Source organism: Bradyrhizobium sp. SPXBL-02 (assembly GCF_051853065.1).
Lineage (GTDB): Bacteria > Pseudomonadota > Alphaproteobacteria > Rhizobiales > Xanthobacteraceae > Bradyrhizobium.
On the sequence record NZ_CP182474.1, the window covers coordinates 5,393,115 to 5,411,730 of the forward strand.

Annotated in this window: 17 protein-coding genes; 1 reads left to right on the forward strand and 16 read right to left on the reverse strand. The window is 65.4% G+C overall.

Features of this window, described 5'->3' with window-relative positions; all coding sequences use genetic code 11:
• The 3 genes from ACNJYD_RS25260 to ACNJYD_RS25270 all read right to left on the reverse strand — a co-directional run bounded on the left by ACNJYD_RS25260 (position 1) and on the right by ACNJYD_RS25270 (position 3,341).
• Positions 1-888: an ABC transporter permease gene (locus tag ACNJYD_RS25260; protein WP_439363670.1), complete on the reverse strand. Its 888-nt coding sequence runs from the start codon at positions 886-888 to the stop codon at positions 1-3.
• Positions 885-1,835, reverse strand: coding sequence for an ABC transporter permease (locus tag ACNJYD_RS25265; protein WP_172784338.1), 951 nt, complete (start codon positions 1,833-1,835; stop codon positions 885-887). Before ACNJYD_RS25265 ends, ACNJYD_RS25260 begins: the two co-directional genes overlap by 4 nt.
• Positions 1,836-1,919: 84 nt before the next feature.
• Positions 1,920-3,341 (reverse strand): amidase, encoded by a 1,422-nt coding sequence (locus ACNJYD_RS25270; protein WP_439363671.1) that lies wholly within the window; start codon positions 3,339-3,341, stop codon positions 1,920-1,922.
• Between the two features lie 124 nt (positions 3,342-3,465).
• Here ACNJYD_RS25270 and ACNJYD_RS25275 point away from each other — a divergent pair, with 124 nt between their 5' ends.
• Positions 3,466-4,353, forward strand: a complete 888-nt coding sequence (locus tag ACNJYD_RS25275) for a LysR family transcriptional regulator (RefSeq protein WP_260383001.1) — start codon at positions 3,466-3,468, stop codon at positions 4,351-4,353.
• Between the two features lie 6 nt (positions 4,354-4,359).
• Here ACNJYD_RS25275 and ACNJYD_RS25280 read toward each other — a convergent pair whose 3' ends face one another.
• The 13 genes from ACNJYD_RS25280 to ACNJYD_RS25340 all read right to left on the reverse strand — a co-directional run bounded on the left by ACNJYD_RS25280 (position 4,360) and on the right by ACNJYD_RS25340 (position 18,570).
• Positions 4,360-5,295, reverse strand: coding sequence for a carbohydrate kinase family protein (locus ACNJYD_RS25280; RefSeq protein WP_439363672.1), 936 nt, complete (start codon positions 5,293-5,295; stop codon positions 4,360-4,362).
• A 5-nt stretch (positions 5,296-5,300) separates the two neighbouring features.
• Positions 5,301-6,947 (reverse strand): FGGY-family carbohydrate kinase, encoded by a 1,647-nt coding sequence (locus ACNJYD_RS25285; RefSeq protein ID WP_439363673.1) that lies wholly within the window; start codon positions 6,945-6,947, stop codon positions 5,301-5,303.
• Between the two features lie 39 nt (positions 6,948-6,986).
• Positions 6,987-7,760: an SDR family NAD(P)-dependent oxidoreductase gene (locus tag ACNJYD_RS25290; protein ID WP_439363674.1), complete on the reverse strand. Its 774-nt coding sequence runs from the start codon at positions 7,758-7,760 to the stop codon at positions 6,987-6,989.
• A gap of 20 nt (positions 7,761-7,780) precedes the next feature.
• Entirely contained in the window at positions 7,781-8,788 is a 1,008-nt protein-coding gene (locus ACNJYD_RS25295) for an ABC transporter ATP-binding protein (protein ID WP_172784333.1), read from the reverse strand.
• A 9-nt stretch (positions 8,789-8,797) separates the two neighbouring features.
• Positions 8,798-9,628 (reverse strand): carbohydrate ABC transporter permease, encoded by an 831-nt coding sequence (locus ACNJYD_RS25300; protein ID WP_439363675.1) that lies wholly within the window; start codon positions 9,626-9,628, stop codon positions 8,798-8,800.
• A gap of 3 nt (positions 9,629-9,631) precedes the next feature.
• The gene (locus tag ACNJYD_RS25305) at positions 9,632-10,504 is read right to left on the reverse strand and encodes a carbohydrate ABC transporter permease (protein ID WP_172784331.1); all 873 of its coding nucleotides are present in this window, start codon (positions 10,502-10,504) and stop codon (positions 9,632-9,634) included.
• A gap of 84 nt (positions 10,505-10,588) precedes the next feature.
• Positions 10,589-11,899, reverse strand: a complete 1,311-nt coding sequence (locus ACNJYD_RS25310; protein WP_172784330.1) for an ABC transporter substrate-binding protein — start codon at positions 11,897-11,899, stop codon at positions 10,589-10,591.
• Between the two features lie 343 nt (positions 11,900-12,242).
• Entirely contained in the window at positions 12,243-13,193 is a 951-nt protein-coding gene (locus tag ACNJYD_RS25315; RefSeq protein WP_260382998.1) for a sugar-binding transcriptional regulator, read from the reverse strand.
• Between the two features lie 6 nt (positions 13,194-13,199).
• Positions 13,200-13,862: an HAD family hydrolase gene (locus tag ACNJYD_RS25320; protein ID WP_439363676.1), complete on the reverse strand. Its 663-nt coding sequence runs from the start codon at positions 13,860-13,862 to the stop codon at positions 13,200-13,202.
• Positions 13,863-13,935: 73 nt separating this feature from the next.
• Positions 13,936-15,849 carry a nitric oxide reductase activation protein NorD gene (locus ACNJYD_RS25325; RefSeq protein ID WP_439363677.1) on the reverse strand — a complete coding sequence of 638 codons (1,914 nt, stop codon included), beginning with the start codon at positions 15,847-15,849 and terminating at the stop codon, positions 13,936-13,938.
• A gap of 9 nt (positions 15,850-15,858) precedes the next feature.
• The gene (locus ACNJYD_RS25330; protein ID WP_439363678.1) at positions 15,859-16,665 is read right to left on the reverse strand and encodes a CbbQ/NirQ/NorQ/GpvN family protein; all 807 of its coding nucleotides are present in this window, start codon (positions 16,663-16,665) and stop codon (positions 15,859-15,861) included.
• A gap of 71 nt (positions 16,666-16,736) precedes the next feature.
• On the reverse strand, positions 16,737-18,083 hold the full coding sequence (locus ACNJYD_RS25335) for a cbb3-type cytochrome c oxidase subunit I (protein ID WP_439363679.1): 1,347 nt from the start codon (positions 18,081-18,083) through the stop codon (positions 16,737-16,739).
• Between the two features lie 34 nt (positions 18,084-18,117).
• Entirely contained in the window at positions 18,118-18,570 is a 453-nt protein-coding gene (locus ACNJYD_RS25340) for a c-type cytochrome (RefSeq protein ID WP_439363680.1), read from the reverse strand.
• Between the last annotated feature and the right edge of the window lie 46 nt (positions 18,571-18,616).

The following is an 18,616-nucleotide window of genomic DNA, read 5'->3' on the forward strand; positions in this document are numbered from 1 at the left end:
TCATCGCTCCCGCGCCAGCCGGGGATCGAGCAGGTCGCGCAGTCCGTCGCCGAGCAGGTTGAGGCCGAGCACGGAGATTGCGATCGCAGCACCCGGATAGACCGCGAGCATCGGCGACTGGAACAGCAGCGTCTGTGCATCGTTCAACATCCGCCCCCAGGACGGCTGCGGCGGCTGCGTGCCGAGGCCGAGATAGGACAAAGCGGCCTCGGCGAGAATGGCGAGCGCGAACTGGATGGTGACCTGCACGATCAGGATCGACAGAATATTCGGCAGCACATGCTCGATGGTGATGCGGAAGCGCCCCTTGCCCGCCGCGCGTGCCGCAAGCACGAATTCGCGCGCCCAGATCGCATTGGCCGAGCCGCGCGTCAGCCGAGTCAACGTCGGGATCTGAAAGATGCCGATCGCGACGATCGAGGTCACCATGCCCGGCCCCACCACCGCGGCAAGCATGATCGCGGACAGCACAGCCGGAAAGGCGAAGGTGAAATCGGAGAAGCGCATGATGATCTCCTCCGTCCAGCCGCGCCGGGCCGAGGCGATCAGGCCCAGCGTGACGCCGAAGGTGAGACCGATGCTGACGGCGATGACACCGACCATGATGGTGGATCGGCCGCCCGCAAGCAGCAGCGAGATGATGTCGCGGCCGAAGGAATCGGTGCCGAGCCAATGCGCCGCCGAGGGCGGGCGGAGCTTTGCGGCGATGTCGATCTCGTAGGGCGACCACGGCGTCCATACCAGCGACACCAATGCCGAAGCCAGCACCAGAAGGCTCAGCGCGCCACCGAGGACGAAGCTGCGGTGGCGCAGCGCGCGGCGCCAGAACGTGCGCGCCGGCAGCGGACGCGTTGCGACGGGCGCGTCGATGGTGATGGGCGCGCTCACAGGTCGTGCACCTTGATGCGGGGATCGATGAAGGCATAGAGCACATCGACCACGAAGTTGACGATCACGACCATCGCGGCGAGCAGCATCACGCAATTGCGCACCACGATCAGGTCGCGGTTGGCGATCGACTGGAAGATCAGGCGGCCGAGGCCCGGCAGGTAGAACACGTTCTCGATCACGATGGTGCCGGCGAGCAGATTGGCGAACTGCAGCCCCATCACGGTCATCACGGGGATCATGGCATTGCGCAGCACGTGGCTCCACAGCACCTCGCGCTTGCCGAGGCCCTTTGCGCGCGCGGTGCGGACGAAGTCTTCGCGCAGCACTTCGAGCACGGCCGAGCGCGTGACGCGCGCGAGGATCGCGGCCTGCACCACCGCGAGCGAGATCGCCGGCAGCAGCAGCGACTTGATCCCCGGCCAGATGCCGTCCTCCCAGCCGGCGAAGCCGCCTGCCGAGAGCCATTGCAGCCGCACCGAGAACAACAGCACCAGGAGAATCGCGAACCAGAAGTTCGGCAGCGCGATGCCAACTTGCGTCAGCGACATCACGCCGACGTCGCCGAGCTTGTTGTGATTGGCGGCGGTGTAGATGCCGGCGGAGAGCGCCAGCGTCACCGTGATCGTCATCGCCATGATCGCGAGCGGAATGGTCAACACCAGCCGCTCCGCGATCAGGCTGGCGACGGGGGTGCCGTAGACATAGGAATTGCCGAGATCGCCGACGAGGAGGCCCTTGATCCATTGCACGTAGCGAACGGCCAGCGGCTGGTCGAGCCCGAGCTTGACGGTGAGCGCGCGGACCGCATCCGGCGAAGCGTCGGCACCCATCAGCATTTGCGCCGCGTTGCCGGGCAGCGCGTCGAGCACCAGGAAGATGATCAGCGACGCGCCGACCAGCGTCGCCAGCAGGGTCAACAGACGTCGGAGGACAAAGACGCTCATGCGCGCTCGGCTTCAGTGCTCACCAACGCCACGATCAACATGTCCGGACGCCTTAAGCAAGCTCTTTGCTGCACGCCCATCTCCTCAAGCCGGCCAGCGGGACAGAAGATCGCTTGACGCCTCGAACAGTGCGCTCACGCGCAGCAATTCCGCATCGGCCCGGAAACGGCCGACCAGCTGAAGCCCGATCGGCAGCCCGTCGCGGGCAAAACCCGAGGGAAGGCTGATCGCGGGATGGCCGGTCATGTTGAACGGCATGGTCCAGGGGAACCAATGCGGCCGGACGCTGTCGTAGTGCCTGCCATCGATCTCGATGCTGCCGAACAGGTCCTGCTTGATCGGCAACGCGGTGCGCGACAGGGTCGGCATCGCCAGGAGGTGACCGCGCGCAAGCAGCGATTGCACGCGGCGGAACAACGCGGTGCGCGCGAACATCGCCTCCTGATAATCGACGCCGCTGACTTCGCTGGCGAGCGCGAGCTGCTTGAGAAAAGCCTCGCTCAGCTCGCCCCCATGCTCGGCCGCTAGCTTGGCAAAGCGCGTGCGCCAGACGGTGTGGTTGATGGCGCGCCAGATCGGCTCGATGTCGAAGCCCTCGCCGGAGAATTCCTCGAGTTCGGCCCCCAATCCGGCCAGCCGGTCGAGGCTCGCCTTGAAACTGGCGGCGACTTCGGCGGAGACCGGACGGCCCGGCGGCGTCAGGCAGTACAGAATCCTTATCCCGCGCAAATCGCCGCGCGGTGCGGCGATGCCGATGAAGTCAGGCACGGGCACGCCGATCGACCAGGGATCGATAGGATCTTCGCCCGCCATCGCCTGCATCATCAACGCGGTGTCGGCGACGGTACGGGTGGTCGGCGTGACATAGGTCTGGTTGCCGAAGACGTCGAGGGCCTGGCTGTGCGGGATCACGCCGTTGCTCTGCTTCAGGCCCACCACGCCGTTGCAGGCCGCCGGAATGCGCGTCGAGCCGCCGCCGTCGGTCGCAATCGCCAGCGGAGCGATGCCGCTGGCGACAGCGACCGCCGCGCCACCGCTGGAGCCGCCGGAGGAACGGCAGGCGTCCCACGCATTGCGGGTCCGACCGAACAAAGGTGAATCGGTGAGGCACTTGCTGCCGAACTCAGGCGTCGTGGTCTTGCCGATCAGGATCGCGCCTGCGCTGCGCAACCGTGCGACGGCGACGGCATCCTCGGTCGGCACATTGTTCTTGTAGGGAACAGCGCCAAAGGTGGTCTTGACGCCCTTGGTGTTGACGATGTCCTTGACGGTGACGGGGATGCCGTGCAGCAGGCCGAGCGGTTCGCCCGCCATCACCTTGCGCTCGGCGTCGCGCGCCGCTGCGATCGCCTCGTCACCGCACAGAGCGATGAAGCAATTCAATTCGGGCTGGCGCGCCTCGGCGCGGGCAAGTACGGCGCGGGTGAGCTCGACCGGCGATATCCGCCTTGCCGCAATGAGACCGCGCAGCTCGGTTGCGGACAACAGACAGGGATCGCCGTTCATCGTCACATCACGCTCCGAAGCGGGCCGCCATTGGCCCGAAGACATTGACAGCGAGAATGACAGTTTTGTTAACTCGCCGTCCAATACGATTTTTGTGGCCAACCCATACGCTCTCGGTATGCCAATGGATCTTCGCCGGCTCCGCTATTTCGTCGCCGTCGCCGAGGCGCGCAGCATCGGCAAGGCCGCCGAGCGGCTCCGGATGGCGCAGCCGCCGCTCTCGGTCCAGATCCGCAAGCTCGAGGCCGAGATCGGCGCGCCGCTGTTCCGCCGCGGCACCCGAGGCATGGATCTGACCGAGGCGGGCCAGGCGTTGCTGGCGCGCGCCAGCGAAGCGCTGGCGCTGGCGGCCGACGGCGCCGAAGCCGCGCGCGCGGTTGCTTCGGGACGGCGCGGCCGGTTGTCGGTGGGCTACATGTTCGTGCTGGCGAATGCGATGCTGCCGCGGCTCATCCCCGAACTGCGCCGCGCGGTTCCCGGCGTCGACCTCAGCTTCGCCGAACTCAGCGCCTCGACGCGCGAGGCCCGCGTGCTCGACCGCAGCGTCACGGTCGCGCTGTGCATGCCCGCAATCAATCATCCCGAGATCCAGGTGGCAAAGATCGGGGCACAGCCTTTCATGCTCGCCATGCCGATCCGCTCGCCCCTCGCCCGCTTGAGCTCCGTGCCGATGGCCCGGCTGCAGGGCTGTCCGCTGATCGCACTGCCGCATCCGGACCATGGACCCGCCTCCTCGGCGGTCGTCCCCTTGTTGCGTCGGCACCAAGTGGTGATGCCGATCGCCAGCCGGGTGGAGACGGTGCATTCGGCGATGAGCCTGGTCCTGGCCGGTGAAGGTCTCGCCATCCTGCCGGCCTGCGCACAGCTCGGCGCGCCACGCGGAGTCGTGTTCAGACCCCTGCGTGACGTCGCCGACTCCCTCGACGTTGCAGTCTGTTGGCGGCGGGACTCGCAAAGTCCGCTGATCGGAACCTTCCTGAAATGTGCCGAGAAGGCCGTCGCGCGGATGTGACGCGGACTACCAGCTCCAATGGATCTCGTGGCTCCAGGGCGGATCGGCACCCGGACGCGTGCAGGTCAGGCCGGCACAATTGGCCGCAAAGGACAGCGCACGGCGGAGCTCGTCCGCGCCGATGTCCTTCAATCGCGGCCGGGCGATGCGGCCCTGCTTGTACAGGGCGAACAGCAGCGCCGCCTGAAAGCTGTCGCCAGCGCCAATCGTGTCGGCCACCTCGACCTTGGGCGCAGCGACTTCAATCTGGCCTGCTCGCGCATGCCAGGCGATGGCGCCGTTGTTGCCGCGGGTGATGACGACAAGGCTCGTGCCCTGCGCCAGCAATGTGTTCGCGCGCTGCTGACAAGGCTCCTCGCCGAACAGATAGGCGAAATCGACGTCCGACATCTTGATGAGATCGGCGCTTCCGGCGAACTCGGCCATGCTAGCGAGATACGCGGGCTTGTCCTTGACGAGGTTCGGTCGGCAGTTCGGATCGAAGGAGATCGTGGTCGACGCCCGCGCGTCCGCAATCAGCGCCTTGGTCTCGGCCGCACCAAGGTCGTTGACCAGCGTGGTCGAGCCGATATGGAGAGCTTCAATCGTGTCGAAAGGAACTGTGCCGCGGCGGTACGTCCAGCTCCGGGTCGCGGTCTCGGCGTCGTAGAAGGCGTAGTGCGATTCGCCTTCGACAATACGGACAAAGGCGAGCGTAGTCTGGTGGTCGCTGCGGGTGGCGAGATCGAGCGCGACGTTCGATGCGGTGGCATGGTCGGCGATCATGCGCCCGAACAGGTCGGTCGAGATGCCGCCGACAAAGCCGGTCGGCGCACCCAGCCGCGCCATGCCGATCGCGACATTCAGGCAGGAGCCGCCGACCGCGGGCATCACGGCCTCGCGTCCGTCGACGTTTCGCGTCGGCACGAAATCGATCAGCGCATCGCCGCAGGCAATCAGCATGTCTTTCAACCTCTTGCGACACTGCTCATCGCCGCGCGGCTGCCGCGATCGACCTCGCGCAGCAGCTTGTAGACCTCGCGCTTGCGGGTGTGAAATGCGGCCATGTCGGGCGCGGTCGGCTCGCTCTTGCGTCCCAGCGCCGACATTTTTGCCATGGTCTCGCCGATCGAGGCATAGGCGCCGCCGGCGACCGCCCCGAGCATCGCGGCGCCCAGCAGGACCGGCTCTTTCGTTTGCGGCAACGCAACCGTGAGGCCGGTGGTATCCGCCATGATTTGGCGAACCAGCGGGCTGCGGCTGGCGCCGCCGCCCATGATCATGAGACTGGAGCGCACGCCATGCGCTGCAAAGGCCTCGATCACCTCGGCGAGACCATAGGCGAGACCGCAGAGGCCGGCGACGAACAGCCGCTCCATCGAGGCGATGTCGGTGTCGAGATCGAGGCCCGCGATCACCGCGCGCGTGTCAGGGTCGGCATAAGGCGAGCGATTGCCGATGAATTCCGGGAGCACGTGGACGTCGCGCGCCAGCAGCGCGGCGCGGCTGGCATCGCCGGCGCGCGCGATGATGCGGCGCTCGAGGAAATCGATGAGATCGAGACCCTCGCTGCGCGCCGCCGCGCTCGCCTCGCCATGGCCAGGATGCGACTTGAGGAGATGATCGATCGCAGCGCCCGCGGCGGACTGCCCGCCTTCGTTGAGCCAGAACTCCGGCACCATGCCGGAATAATAGGGGCCCCACACGCCCGGCACGAAGCACGGCTCCTTCGTCGTCGCCATGATGCAGGCCGACGTTCCCATGATGTAGGCGAGACGGTCGCTGACATCGCTCGCGCCCCCCGATCCGTCGCGGCCGCCGATCGCGCCGATGCCGCCGGCATGGGCGTCGATCAGGGAGGCGCCGACCGGGATGCCCGGAGCGAGGCCGAGCTCGACTGCTGCTGCCGGCGTGAGCCCGGCGCCGAGGCGCGTACCGGGCGCAACGATCTCGGTGCCGATACGCGCGTATTGTTCGGTGACGAAGTCCGACAGGCCAACGCGCTTGAAGAACGGCGCGCTCCAGCCGCCGCCGTCATGGGCGAGATAGTTCCATTTGCAGGTGACGGTGCAGGTCGAGCGCTGCAGCGCCCCGGTCGCGCGCCAGGTCAGATAGTCTGCCAGATCGAAGAAGTGACCGGCGGCATTGAAACTCGCGCGCAGATGCCGCTTCAGCCAGAGCAGCTTCGGCATCTCCATCTCCGGCGAGATCGAGCCGCCGACATAGCGCAGCACGGCGTCCTCGGTCTCGTTGATCAGCCGCGCCTCGGCCGTGGCGCGGTGATCCATCCAGACGATGACGTTGCGCTGCGCCTCGCCGGACGCACTGACGGTGAGCGGCTCGCCTTGCGGATCGAGCACCACGAGGGAACAGGTGGCGTCGAAACCGATGCCGCCAATGCTGTCGGGAGCGACGGCAGCTTCCGCCATCGCCGCCCGCACCGATTTGACACAGGCCTTCCAGATGTCCTCTGACGACTGCTCGACGATATCGCCGGCCTCGTGCCAGATCCTGATCGGATGCCGGGCCGTCGCGAGCAGTGTGCCGGCCTCGTCAAACACCCCTGCACGCGTGCTCGTGGTCCCCACGTCGACGCCGATATACGCTCGCGGCATTGTCGCTCCCGGTCGCTTTCCGTCCGTTTTGACGTAAGCCTACCAGCAAGTGTAGCCGCCATCCACCAGCACGATGCTGCCGGTCATCAGGCTCGCGGCCTCGGATGAGAGGAACAGGACGACGGAGGCGATCTCCTCGACCTGCCCCATCCGCGCCATCGGGGTTCCACCGATCCAGGCGTCGTACATCTTCGGATTGCTCTTCACGAAGGCGTTGAGCGGCGTCTCGATATAGGTCGGGGCCACCGCGTTGACGCGGATGCCGCGCGCGCCCCATTCGGCGGCCAGCGACTTGGTCAGATGGTGCACCGCGGCCTTGGAGGCGTTGTAGAAGCACTGCTCCTGCGGCTTATTGACGATGAAGCCGCTCATCGAGCCGACATTGACGATGGCGCCGCTCTTCGCCTTGAGCATGTGCTTGCCGAACTCGCGGCAGCACCAGAAGGTGCCGTTGAGATTGACGTCGATGACGTTGAGCCAGTGCTCGTCGGTGACGGTCTCGGCCGGCGTCTCGCTGCGCGCGATGCCGGCATTGTTGACGAGGATGTCGACCTTGCCATGGCGGGCGACGAGATCATTTGCCACCTCGGCCACGCGTGTGGTGTCGGTGACGTCCATGATTGCGGTCTCGGTGTCATAGCCCTTCGCCTTCAGGCTGGCTTTTGCGCTATCGGCGACCTTGCCGTCGCGGTCGCCGATGATGACCTTCGCGCCGGCCTCCGCCAGCGCCTCCGCGCAGGCGAGGCCAATGCCCTGCCCGCCGCCGGTGATGAACGCGGTCTTGCCGCTCAGCCTGAACTTTTCCAGATACATGATCGTCTTTCCGTTTCTTGTCAGCCCCGAAGAGCGTTCCCGCTCTCGTCGAAGCGGTGGATGCGCGCTGGGTCCGGCATCAGCGACACCCGGTCGCCGGCATGCAGGCTCAATTCGCCGACGTAGCGCGCCGTCAGCATGCCGAGCGCGCCGGCATCGACGTAGAGGAAGGTGTCACTGCCGAGATGCTCGGCCACCGCAATGGTGCCCTGCCAGCCTCCGCCGCCGTCGCGCTCGATCTTCAGATGCTCCGGCCGGACGCCGATCGTCGCTGCCCCCTTCTGCAAGGCGGGCTCGCCGGTGACGAAGTTCATCTTGGGCGAGCCGATGAAGCCGGCGACGAAGAGATTGGCGGGCCGTTCATAGAGCTCCAGCGGCGAGCCATATTGCTCGATCTTGCCGCCGTTGAGCACGACGATCTTGTCGGCCATGGTCATGGCCTCGACCTGGTCGTGGGTGACGTAGATCGCGGTGGTGCCGAGCTGCTTCTGCAGCCGCGTCACCTCGATGCGCATCTGCACGCGCAACGCGGCGTCGAGGTTGGAGAGCGGCTCATCGAACAGGAATGCCTTTGGCTCTCGGACGATGGCGCGGCCGATCGCGACGCGCTGGCGCTGGCCGCCGGAGAGCTCGCGTGGCTTGCGGTCGAGGTAGGGGGTGAGGTTCAGGGTCGCGGCGGCCGCCTCGACCTTGCGGTTGATCTCGTCCTTCCGCAAGCCCGCCATCTTCAGGCCGAAGCCGATATTGCCGCGCACGCTCATATGCGGATAGAGCGCGTAGGACTGGAACACCATCGACAGTCCGCGCTTGGCGGGCGGCGTATCGACGACGTTCTTGCCGTCGATCAGGATCTTGCCGCCGCTGACGTCCTCGAGCCCCGCGATCAGCCGCAGCAGCGTGGTCTTGCCGCAGCCGGAGGGACCGACGAACACGACGAAGGAGCCGTCGGCAATGTCGAGGTCGGCGCCCTTGATGATGTGCACGGGGCCGAAGGACTTTTGTACGCCCTGAAGTGTGATCTGACCCATGATCCCCCTCTACTTCACCGCACCGAAGGTGAGCCCGCGCACGAGTTGCTTCTGGCTGAACCAACCGAGGACGAGAATGGGCGCGATCGCCAGCGTGGACGCCGCCGACAGCTTTGCCCAGAACAGCCCTTCGGGGCTGGAATAGGATGCGATGAACGTGGTCAGCGGCGCAGCGCTCGAGGTGGACAGGTTCAGCGTCCAGAACGCCTCGTTCCAGGCCAGGATCAGATTGAGCAGAAGCGTGGACGCCAGCCCCGGGATCGCCATCGGCGTCAGCACATAGATGAGCTCGCGGCCGATCGTGGCACCGTCCATGCGCGCGGCTTCGAGGATGTCGCGCGGGATTTCCTTGAAATAGGTGAAGAGCATCCAGATCACGATCGGCAGGTTGCCGAGACACAGGATGAAAACGAGGCCGAGGCGGGAGTCGAGCAGGCCGAAGCTCTTGTAAATCAGGTAGATCGGCACCAGCACGCCGACCGGCGGCATCATCTTGGTCGAGAGCATCCAGAGCAGGACGTCCTTGGTGCGCTTGGTCGGCGAGAACGCCATCGACCAGGCCGCGGGAATGGCGATCAACAGCGCAATGAGCGTCGAGCCGCCGGCGATGATGATCGAGTTCATCGCGTGGTGCAGATAATCGCTGCGCTCCTGCACGGTCGCGTAGTTTTCCGTGGTCCAGTGGAAGAACAGGAAGGATGGCGGGATCGCGAAGGCCTCGAGCTCGGTCTTGAAGCTCGCCAGCCCCATCCACAGGATCGGAAAGAAGATCAGGAAGCCGAACAGCCAGGCTCCGATCGTCGAGATGACCACCCGTTGTCTCGTCGCCATCCGCGCCATGCTTCAAGCCTCCAGATTGCGGCCGACGATGCGGACGAGAAAGAAGGCGACGACGTTGGCGATCACCACCGCGACGAGACCGCCCGCGGAGGCGCTGCCGACGTCGAACTGGATCAGCGCCTGCGAATAGATCAGGAAGGCGATGTTGGTGGTCTGCAGGCCGGGCCCGCCGCCCGTGGTGACGAAGATCTCGGCGAACACCGTGAGCAGGAAGATGGTCTCGATAAGGATCACCACGGTGATGGGACGCGCCAGGTGCGGCAGCGTGATGTAGATGAAGGTCGAGATGGCGCTCGCGCCGTCCATCTCGGCGGCCTCCTTTTGCTCCTCGTCGAGCGATTGCAGCGCCGTCAGCAGGATCAGCGTCGCGAACGGCAGCCATTGCCAGGTCACGATCAGGATCACCGCAAACAGCGGCACGTCGTTGAACCAATCGATCGGCGTCAGGCCGAACAGCGAGGCGAGCCAGGCGAACAGCCCGGACACCGGATGCATCAACAGGTTCTTCCAGACCAGCGCGCTCACGGTCGGCATCACGAAGAACGGCGCAATCACCATCAGCCGGACGAAATTGCGGCCGATCACGGGCTGGTCCATCAGCAGCGCCAGCGGAATGCCGAGCAGGATGGTCAACGCCAGTACCGAGCCGACCAGCACCAGCGTGTTTTGGAGCGAGGCCAGAAAAGCGGGATCGGTGAGGAAGTAGCGGAAGTTTTCGAGGCCGACGAACGATTCCGAACCGGGATCGAGCAGGCTGTAGTGCAGCGTCGAGAAATAGATCGTCAGCGCCAGCGGGACGATCATCCAGATGAACAGCAGCCCGACGGCGGGGGTCAGGAGCGACCGCGCAAGAAACTGCGTCTGCCGGGTTGCCATTTCTTGGCGCTCCGCTCGGAGGAAGAAGACGGCCATCCAGCAAGGATGGATGGCCGCAAGTTTGAGCTCAGGGAGAGCTCGGGTTCACTTGATGTAGCCGGCGCGCTTCATCTCGCGCTCGGTAGCAGACTGCGCAGCCGTGAGCGCTGCATCGACGGTCATCGATCCTGCAAGTGCCGCCGAGAACTGCTGGCCCACTTGCGTGCCGATGCCCTGGAATTCAGGGATCGCGGCGTATTGCACGCCGACGTAAGGAACGGGCTTCACCGTCGGCTTGTTGGGATCGGCGGCGTCGATCGAGGCCAGCGTCAGTTTCGCGAACGGCGCGACCTTCAGGTACTCATCGTTCTGGTAGAGCGAGGTGCGCGTACCCGGCGGCACGTTGGCCCAGCCCTCCTTCGACGCCACCAGCTTGGTGTAGTCCTTGCTGGTCGCCCAGGCGATGAACTTCTCGGCAGCTTCCGTCTTCTTGGAGCCGGCGGGAATCGCGAGATTCCAGGCCCACAACCAGTTGGCGTTCTTGCCGAGCCCGGTGTTGGGCGCGAGCGCGAAGCCGACCTTGTCGGCAACCTTGGAGTCCTTGGGGTTGGTGACGAAGGACGCCGCGACCGTGGCGTCGATCCACATCGCGCATTTTCCGGCGTTGAACAGCGCCAGATTCTCGTTGAAGCCGTTGGAGCTCGCGCCGGGAGGGCCGGCTTCCTTCATCAGGTTCACATAGGTCGTGAGCGTCGTCTTCCATTCCGGCGTATTGAACTGGGGCTGCCAGTTCTCGTCGAACCAGCGCGCGCCGTAGGAATTGGCCATCGCCGAGAGGAACGCCATGTTCTCGCCCCAGCCCGCCTTGCCGCGCAGGCAGATGCCGTAGGTGCCGGCACTCTTGTCCGTCAGCTTCTTGGCGGCGTCGATCACGAAGTCCCAGCTCGGCTTTTCCGGCATCTTCAGGCCGGCCTTCTCGAACAGATCGGTGCGGTACATCACCATCGAGCTCTCGCCGTAGAATGGCGCGGCGTAGAGCTTGCCGTCGGCGGAGACCGCGTCCTTGATCTTGGGCAGAAGGTCGGCGACGTCGTAATCGGCACCGAGATTGGCGAGCGGCACCAGCCAGCCCTTCTTGGCCCAGATCGGCACCTCGTAGGTGCCGATGGTGAGCACGTCGAACTGGCCGCCCTTGGTGGCGATGTCGGTGGTGACGCGCTGGCGCAGCACGTTCTCCTCCAGCGTCACCCACTTCACGGTGATGTCGGGGTTCTTCTTGGTGAACTCGCCCGTCAACCCCTGCATGCGGATCATGTCGCCATTGTTGACGGTGGCGATGGTCAGGGTCGTTTCGGCCATCGCAGGGACGGCCAGCAGGACAGACGCGCCGCAGACGGCGCCCAGGACATGTTTCACGGTGACCTCCCTCAATTCGCGTTTTGAGCATATGCCCACGCGTTGGGCGTATGTTCAACGGGGGCGCGTCAGTTGTCAAGCACGCGCGCGGGTGTTTGCGCAACTTATGAGTGCTGCAGTGCGGGAGGGTGGAAGGACCCAGGCGGAAGCGACGGCATTGTTGGGAACGAACGCCGCGGCTTGCTCACCTCTCCCGCTTGCGGGAGAGGTCGTATCGCATCGCAGATGCGATACGGGTGAGGGCTCACTTCTCTTGAAGAGTCCCACCGAGGAGACACCCTCTCCCCAGCCCTCTCCCGCAAGCGGGAGAGGGAGCGCAGTGTCTATTGCCGCGCGAACCGTCCTACCGCTCCAGAATCGCCCTGGCCGTCGCTTCGTCGGTGATCAGGCCGTTGATCAGGCCGCCATTCAGTGCCGCCGCGATCGCCGTCACTTTGGCCGCGCCGACCGCCGCGCCGATCGTCGTGGTTTTCGCCGGCACTTCCGGCGGGATGCTGGTGAGGCGCTTGTTGGTGCCGGCCTTGAGCAGGCGGCCCTTGGCATCATAGGCCCAACCGGTGATCTCGCCGATCGCACCCAGGCGCATCATCTCGAACAATTCGTCGCGGGTGACGAAGCCGTCGACGTGCACCTGCGCCTTCTGGTCCATCTGGCCGATGCCGACGAGGCGCAAATCCGCTTTAGCTGCGACCGCTTTCACCTTCGCGATCGGCTCGATGCGCACCATCCTGTTGCGCTCGTCCTCCGACGACATCAGGAACGGCAGCGGCATCGGATAGTGCCGCGCGCCGGTGCGGTCGGCGAGCCGGCCGACGGTGTCGTAGAAGCTCGCCGAGCCGTCGGCGGAAATGTTGCCGACCAGCGAGACGATCTGGTGATTGGGCCGCTCGATCGGCGTGACGCGCTCGACCGCGGCGCGCACCGCCCGGCCGGTCCCGAGCGCGACGATGACAGGCGTCTCCGAGCGCAGCGTGGAATCGAGCAGATTGGCGCAGCGCTCGGCAATGCCCGCCGTGGCCTGTGGCGCGGCAGGATCTGCCGGCACCACCTCGCAATGGACGAGGTCGAACCGTTGCTTCAAACGCGCCGCCAGCTCCATGCAGGCCGCGATGGGATGTTCGAGCCGGAAGGTGATGAGCCGCTCGGCGAGGCACAGCGAGACCAGCCGCTGCGCCGAGGCGCGCGAGACCTGGAGCATCTTTGCGATCTCGTCCTGGGTATGGCCGGCAATGAAATAGAGCCAGCCGGCGCGCGCGGCGTCGTCGAGTCTCGACTTGTCGTTCTCGGCGGCCATGCGGGCTCACATCTCCCAGAAATCGCTCATGCGCGCGAAGACCCGATCGGCTCCGGCCGCGGTCAATATAGCGCAGCCATCGCGGCTGCGATAATGGCCGCCGCCGACAAATCCCCAGACGGTCATGCCGGCGGCCTTGCCCGCCTGCACCCCGCTGACGCTGTCCTCGATCACCAGCGTGCGTGTGGGCGGTGTGCGCATGCTCTCGGCGGCATGAAGAAAGAGATCGGGCGCCGGCTTGCCGTGCCTGACCATCTGCGCAGTGTAGATCCGGTCGCCGAAATATCCCCGAAGACCGGTGACGTCGAGCGAGAGCGACACGCGATCGAGGTCGCTGGACGAGGCCACGCAGAACGGCACGGTCAGCGCCGAGATCACCGCCTCCACCCCGGGGATCGGCGCGAGCGATGCGGCGAACGTCTCCAGCACATGCGACTTCAATCGCGGCAGGAAGCCATCTGGCACGACCTGACTGAGATCGCGATAGTGCTGCTCGATCGCCGTGGTGCTGCGTCCGAGAAACAGTTCGAGCGCCTGCTCCTCGCTGAGCAAAAGACCGAATTCAGCCAAGGCCTCGGACAGGCAGCGGCAGCTCAAGAGCTCGCTGTCGACGAGCACGCCGTCGCAGTCGAAGATGATCAGATCGGGGTTTGGCCGGCCCTTGTCCATCCGGCCATTCGATCATATACCCACGCTATGAGCAATAGTTCAGCCGAGAACACGGCGCCGTGGCGTTCCCGCATCAGTGCGCCACCTGCCGGTAGATCGCCGGCAGCGCCGCGGGCAATCGCTTGATGTTGCCGACGATCGCATAGCCGCTGCGCCCGAACAGCGTCGGAAAATAGGATTGCGCCGCCGCGTCGATCGTCACGCCGAACACCACCATCCCGAGTCGGCGCGCTTCCTGCACAGACCTCCTGGTGTCTTCGACCGCAAAGCGCCCCTCATAATGATCGACGTCGTTCGGCTTGCCGTCGGTGAGGACGAGCAGCAGCTTTTTACGCTGCGGCTGGCGTGCAAGCTCGGCGGCGGCATGGCGGACCGCCGCGCCGATCCGCGTGTAGTAGCCGGGCTTGAGCGCGCCGATGCGGCGCTCGACCACGCCGCTCATCGGCTCGCCGAACGCCTTGACCGTCTCGAGCCGCACCCAGGACCGCCGACGCGAGGTGAAGGTCAGGATGTTGTGGTGATCGCCGCAGGCGGATAGGCCGTGGGCAAGCACGAGCAGCGCCTCCTTCTCGACGTCGAGCACGCGGTAACCATCAACCCAGGCGTCCGTGGAGAGTGAGACGTCGACCAGCAGGGTGACGGCGAGATCGTGCCCTTGCGGGCGCATCGCAACGTGGACACGATCAAGACCGCTGCTGCTGCCGGCGCGGAGGTCGCATCGCGCGCGCACCAGCGCGTCGAGGTCGAGGTCATGTCCGTCGGCCTGGGCCCGCATCAAATCATGGCGCGGCCGCAGGACCTCGAAGCGGCGGCGCACCTGGCGCACGTGCCGGCGCATGGTCTCGTCAGGCGTCCAGCTTTCACCGGTTTCAGACGCGGCAGATGCGAGCACGCGGCAATGATCGGGCAGATAGGAGCGGCTGCGATAGTCCCATTCGGGATAGGTCAAATCCGCAGTCAGCCGCGATGCACCGAGCGCTTCCGGCGGCAGGTCGAGATCGAACTTGAACCGGCTCGCCGGCTTGCCGCGGCGGCTGAGCGTGATCTCCTCGAGATCGTCGGCCGCCTTCTGGGCGTCCTCGTCCTCGCTGTCATCCGAGGGGCGATCGACATTGACCATCTCGGCCATCGCCAGGATCTTTTCGAAACGATTGAGCACGAAGGGATCGCGGCGATTGGCTCCGTCCTCGCGCTCGCGGACGGCAAAGCGCTTGCGATTGTCCTCGCTCGCGGCCTCCGCACTGCCAGCGCACTCATCCTCTCCCGCATGCGTAGGCGACAGCTCGCGGGTCCAGCAATCTCCCCAGACTGGGCATGGCAGAATCGGACGATAGCCCGGCGGAGACTTGCCCGGCAGCGGTCCATTCCCCATCATCGCCGACCACAGTTTCCCTGCTGGTGCAGGTTCCGCGCCGAGCAGGGCGAGAATGATCTGCTCGATCTCCTGCTCGATGCGCGGCAGGGGACGCCGGGGCCGCGCCGCTGCGGTCGCGGCGGCAAGCTGCGCGTAGTCGGCGACAAGCCCGGGAAACTGGGTCAGCACGAAGACCGCGGTTTCAGCGGCGCGGCGCAGCACGAGCAGATCGCGCCGGAGCGGATCGGTCTCGGCGATCGCCTCGACCGGCGCAACCGCGAACCATGCCGCGAGCCAACGATAGAGGCATGCATTGAGTTCGCGGTCGGCGAAAATCCCAATGCTGTCCGGCAGGAAGATGGTCGCGGCGTCGCGGCCCGGCTGCTCGAGGCGCTCGTCACCGAGACCGATGCGTTGCCACCAGCCGAGCCGGTGCCCGGACTTGCGCGCGCAGGCGCTCGCGATCTGCACACTCGCCTCACCGCCCAGCGCGCGGAACATCACCGCGAGCCTGTTTCTCATTTCTGCAAGCGAGACGACGTGATCGGCATGAACCGGATAGCTGGCGGTGGCGCCGACCATGCGGTGCCAGGCGCGGCCGACCGTCTCCTCCAGTTCGAGGAAATCGAGCATGGTCGTACCTCAGCCGATCATCGCGCGCGCGACGTCGAGAAGCGCCGCCTTGACGTCGGCATCGTCGGTCAGCGGCTCGATCATGCCCGCGAGCACGGCATCCGCAAGCGGCATGCCGGCCGCGATCAGGGTCGCGCAATAGACCACGAGCCGGGTCGAGACGCCCTCCTCCAGGTCGTGCCCCTTCAGCGTGCGCAGCCGGCCAGCCAGCCCGACCAGCGGCCGCACGCGCTCCGGCGACAATCCGCTCTCGGCCGCGACCACCGCGATCTCCTGCTCCGGGGCCAAGAAGCCGAACTCGATGGCGACGAAGCGCTGGCGCGTCGACGGCTTGAGCGCCTTCAGCAGCGTCTGGTAACCGGGATTGTAGGACACGACGAGCATGAAGCTGTTCGGTGCGGCAAGCTCCTCGCCGATGCGCTCCAGAGGCAGGATGCGGCGATCGTCAGTCAGGGGATGCAGCACGACCGTGACATCCTTGCGCGCCTCCACGACCTCGTCGAGATAGCAGATGCCGCCCTCGCGCACCGCCCGCGTCAACGGGCCGTCACTCCACACCGTATCGCCGCCCCTGAGCAGATAGCGGCCGGTGAGATCGGCCGCGGTGAGATCGTCGTGGCAGGCGACGGTGTGCAGCGGCAATCCCAACCGCGCCGCCATATGCGCAACGAAGCGCGTCTTGCCGCAGCCGGTCGGTCCCTTCAGCAGCACCGGCAGCTGGTGCCGCCAGGCGTGCTCGAACAGCGCGCATTCATTGCCGCTTGCGACATAGGCCGGCAGCGCCGGCGCGGTAACGGCGTGAAGGGCAGCTTTCATAATCATTCTCCATCATTCTCCGCAATTCGCATCGAGATGGCGGCCGCGGCGAACCGCGGCCGCCTTTACGCTCATTCGGCCGGCTGCAACGCGCCGGGGATGACGGGCTGCCTGGCGCGGCCGGGCACCAGCACGGCCCACACGAACATCAGTGCGGAGATGGCGACGAACACGCCGGACCCGAGCCGGACCCAGTAGAACATCGAAAGCTGGTCCTGCACGTCCATGTAACCTTGGCCGAGCACGCGCTGGAGGTGAACCTGGACCACGCCAGCGAAGGTCAGCGCGAAGGTCATCACCATCATGGCCGTGCACATGATCCAGAAGCTCGCCATGGAGAGCCACTGGTTGTAGGGCGCACGTCCCTTGAGCTGCGGGATCGCATAAGCCATCACGGACAGGTTCAGCATCACATAGGCACCGAAGAAGGCGAGATGGCCGTGCGCGGCGGTGACCTGCGTGCCATGGGTGTAATAGTTCACCGAGGACAACGTGTGCAGGAAGCCCCACACACCGGCGCCGAGGAATGCCATCACGGAGCAGCCGACCGACCACAACAGCGCAGCGCGGTTCGGGTGCCTGCGGCCGGCCTTCCAGGTCATCTGCACAGTGAAGATCACCATCGTGAAGAACGGCGCGACCTCCAGCGTGGAGAACAGCGAGCCGATCCACTGCCAGTAGCCGGGCGCGCCGATCCAGTAGAAATGATGGCCAGTGCCGAGAATGCCCGAGAACAGCGCCAGCCCAATGATGACGTAGAGCCACTTCTCCACCACCTCGCGATCGATGCCGTTGAGCTTGATCATGAGATAGGCGAGCACGGAGGCCATGATCAGCTCCCAGACGCCCTCGACCCAAAGATGCACGACGTACCACCAATACATCTTGTCGACCGCGAGGTTCGCCGGGTTGTAGAAGGCGAACAGGAAGAAGATCGCAACGCCCCACAGTCCGAACAGCAGGATGTTGGTGATCGTCGTCTTGCGGCCCTTCAGCGCCGTCATGGTGACGTTGAACAGGAACATCAGGCAGACCACGACGATGCCGACCTTGATGATGAAGGGTTGCTCGAGGAATTCGCGGCCCTCGTGGTAGTGGAAGAGATAGCCGACGACGGCCACGCCCGCAGCAACGAAGAACATCCAGAACTGGATCTTGGCGAGCAGCGGGCTGTAAAGCTCGGTCTCGGTTTCCTCAGGCAGCAAATAATAGGTTGCGCCCATGAAGCCGATCAACGACCACACGATCAGTGCGTTGGTGTGGATCATCCTGACGATGTTGAACGGCAGGAGGGCCGACAGCGTGTTGGGCAGGACGTAGATGGTTCCGGCGACAAGACCGAACAGGACCTGCGCCAGGAACAGCGTCAGCGCGCCGTAGAAATACAGCATCGCGACTTTCTGGGTTTGGTATTTCATCTGGGGTTCTCTCTGTCTGGAAAGAGGAAGGCGCTCAGCCAGCCTTGTTCGGCGGCCATTCCTGGCGCTTGATCTTGCTGGTCCACTGCAGGAAGTCGGCGAGATCGTCGAGTTCCGGGTCGGTCAGGTTGAACTGCGGCATCTGCCGACGGCCCGGCGCGCCGGAGGGCTGCGATTGCATCCAGGCCTTCAGCGTCTCACGTGCGGCGGCCGGGTCCTCGTTGCCGCCCCAGCGATCCCAGACATTGCCAACCTCAGGGGCGAAATAGGCGCCCTCGCCCAGCAGCGTGTGGCAGTTGATGCAGGAGTTCCTTTCCCAGACGTGCTTGCCGCGGGCGACCGACGACGTCAGCATCGTCGCGTCCGTGGAGGACGTGGCCATGTAGTAATGGCTGTGCGCCGTCAGCCCTATGAAGATCGCAAAGAAGAAGGCCGAGCCGCCGTAGAAGACGTTCCGAGCGGCCGACTTGGTCAGGCGTTCAGCCATTGCCAATCCTTTCCGGTTTGATTCCGAAGACATGCGATGGTGTGAT

Bases quoted from the DNA above. Each gene is read 5' to 3' on its own strand.
- ACNJYD_RS25265 (WP_172784338.1), bottom strand. From the start codon at position 1,835: ATGAGCGTCTTTGTCCTCCGACGTCTGTTGACCCTGCTGGCGACGCTG.
- ACNJYD_RS25270 (WP_439363671.1), bottom strand. From the start codon at position 3,341: ATGAACGGCGATCCCTGTCTGTTGTCCGCAACCGAGCTGCGCGGTCTC.
- ACNJYD_RS25275 (WP_260383001.1), top strand. From the start codon at position 3,466: ATGGATCTTCGCCGGCTCCGCTATTTCGTCGCCGTCGCCGAGGCGCGC.
- ACNJYD_RS25280 (WP_439363672.1), bottom strand. From the start codon at position 5,295: ATGCTGATTGCCTGCGGCGATGCGCTGATCGATTTCGTGCCGACGCGA.
- ACNJYD_RS25285 (WP_439363673.1), bottom strand. From the start codon at position 6,947: ATGCCGCGAGCGTATATCGGCGTCGACGTGGGGACCACGAGCACGCGT.
- ACNJYD_RS25290 (WP_439363674.1), bottom strand. From the start codon at position 7,760: ATGTATCTGGAAAAGTTCAGGCTGAGCGGCAAGACCGCGTTCATCACC.
- ACNJYD_RS25295 (WP_172784333.1), bottom strand. From the start codon at position 8,788: ATGGGTCAGATCACACTTCAGGGCGTACAAAAGTCCTTCGGCCCCGTG.
- ACNJYD_RS25300 (WP_439363675.1), bottom strand. From the start codon at position 9,628: ATGGCGCGGATGGCGACGAGACAACGGGTGGTCATCTCGACGATCGGA.
- ACNJYD_RS25305 (WP_172784331.1), bottom strand. From the start codon at position 10,504: ATGGCAACCCGGCAGACGCAGTTTCTTGCGCGGTCGCTCCTGACCCCC.
- ACNJYD_RS25315 (WP_260382998.1), bottom strand. From the start codon at position 13,193: ATGGCCGCCGAGAACGACAAGTCGAGACTCGACGACGCCGCGCGCGCC.
- ACNJYD_RS25320 (WP_439363676.1), bottom strand. From the start codon at position 13,862: ATGGACAAGGGCCGGCCAAACCCCGATCTGATCATCTTCGACTGCGAC.
- ACNJYD_RS25325 (WP_439363677.1), bottom strand. From the start codon at position 15,849: ATGCTCGATTTCCTCGAACTGGAGGAGACGGTCGGCCGCGCCTGGCAC.
- ACNJYD_RS25330 (WP_439363678.1), bottom strand. From the start codon at position 16,665: ATGAAAGCTGCCCTTCACGCCGTTACCGCGCCGGCGCTGCCGGCCTAT.
- ACNJYD_RS25335 (WP_439363679.1), bottom strand. From the start codon at position 18,083: ATGAAATACCAAACCCAGAAAGTCGCGATGCTGTATTTCTACGGCGCG.
- ACNJYD_RS25340 (WP_439363680.1), bottom strand. From the start codon at position 18,570: ATGGCTGAACGCCTGACCAAGTCGGCCGCTCGGAACGTCTTCTACGGC.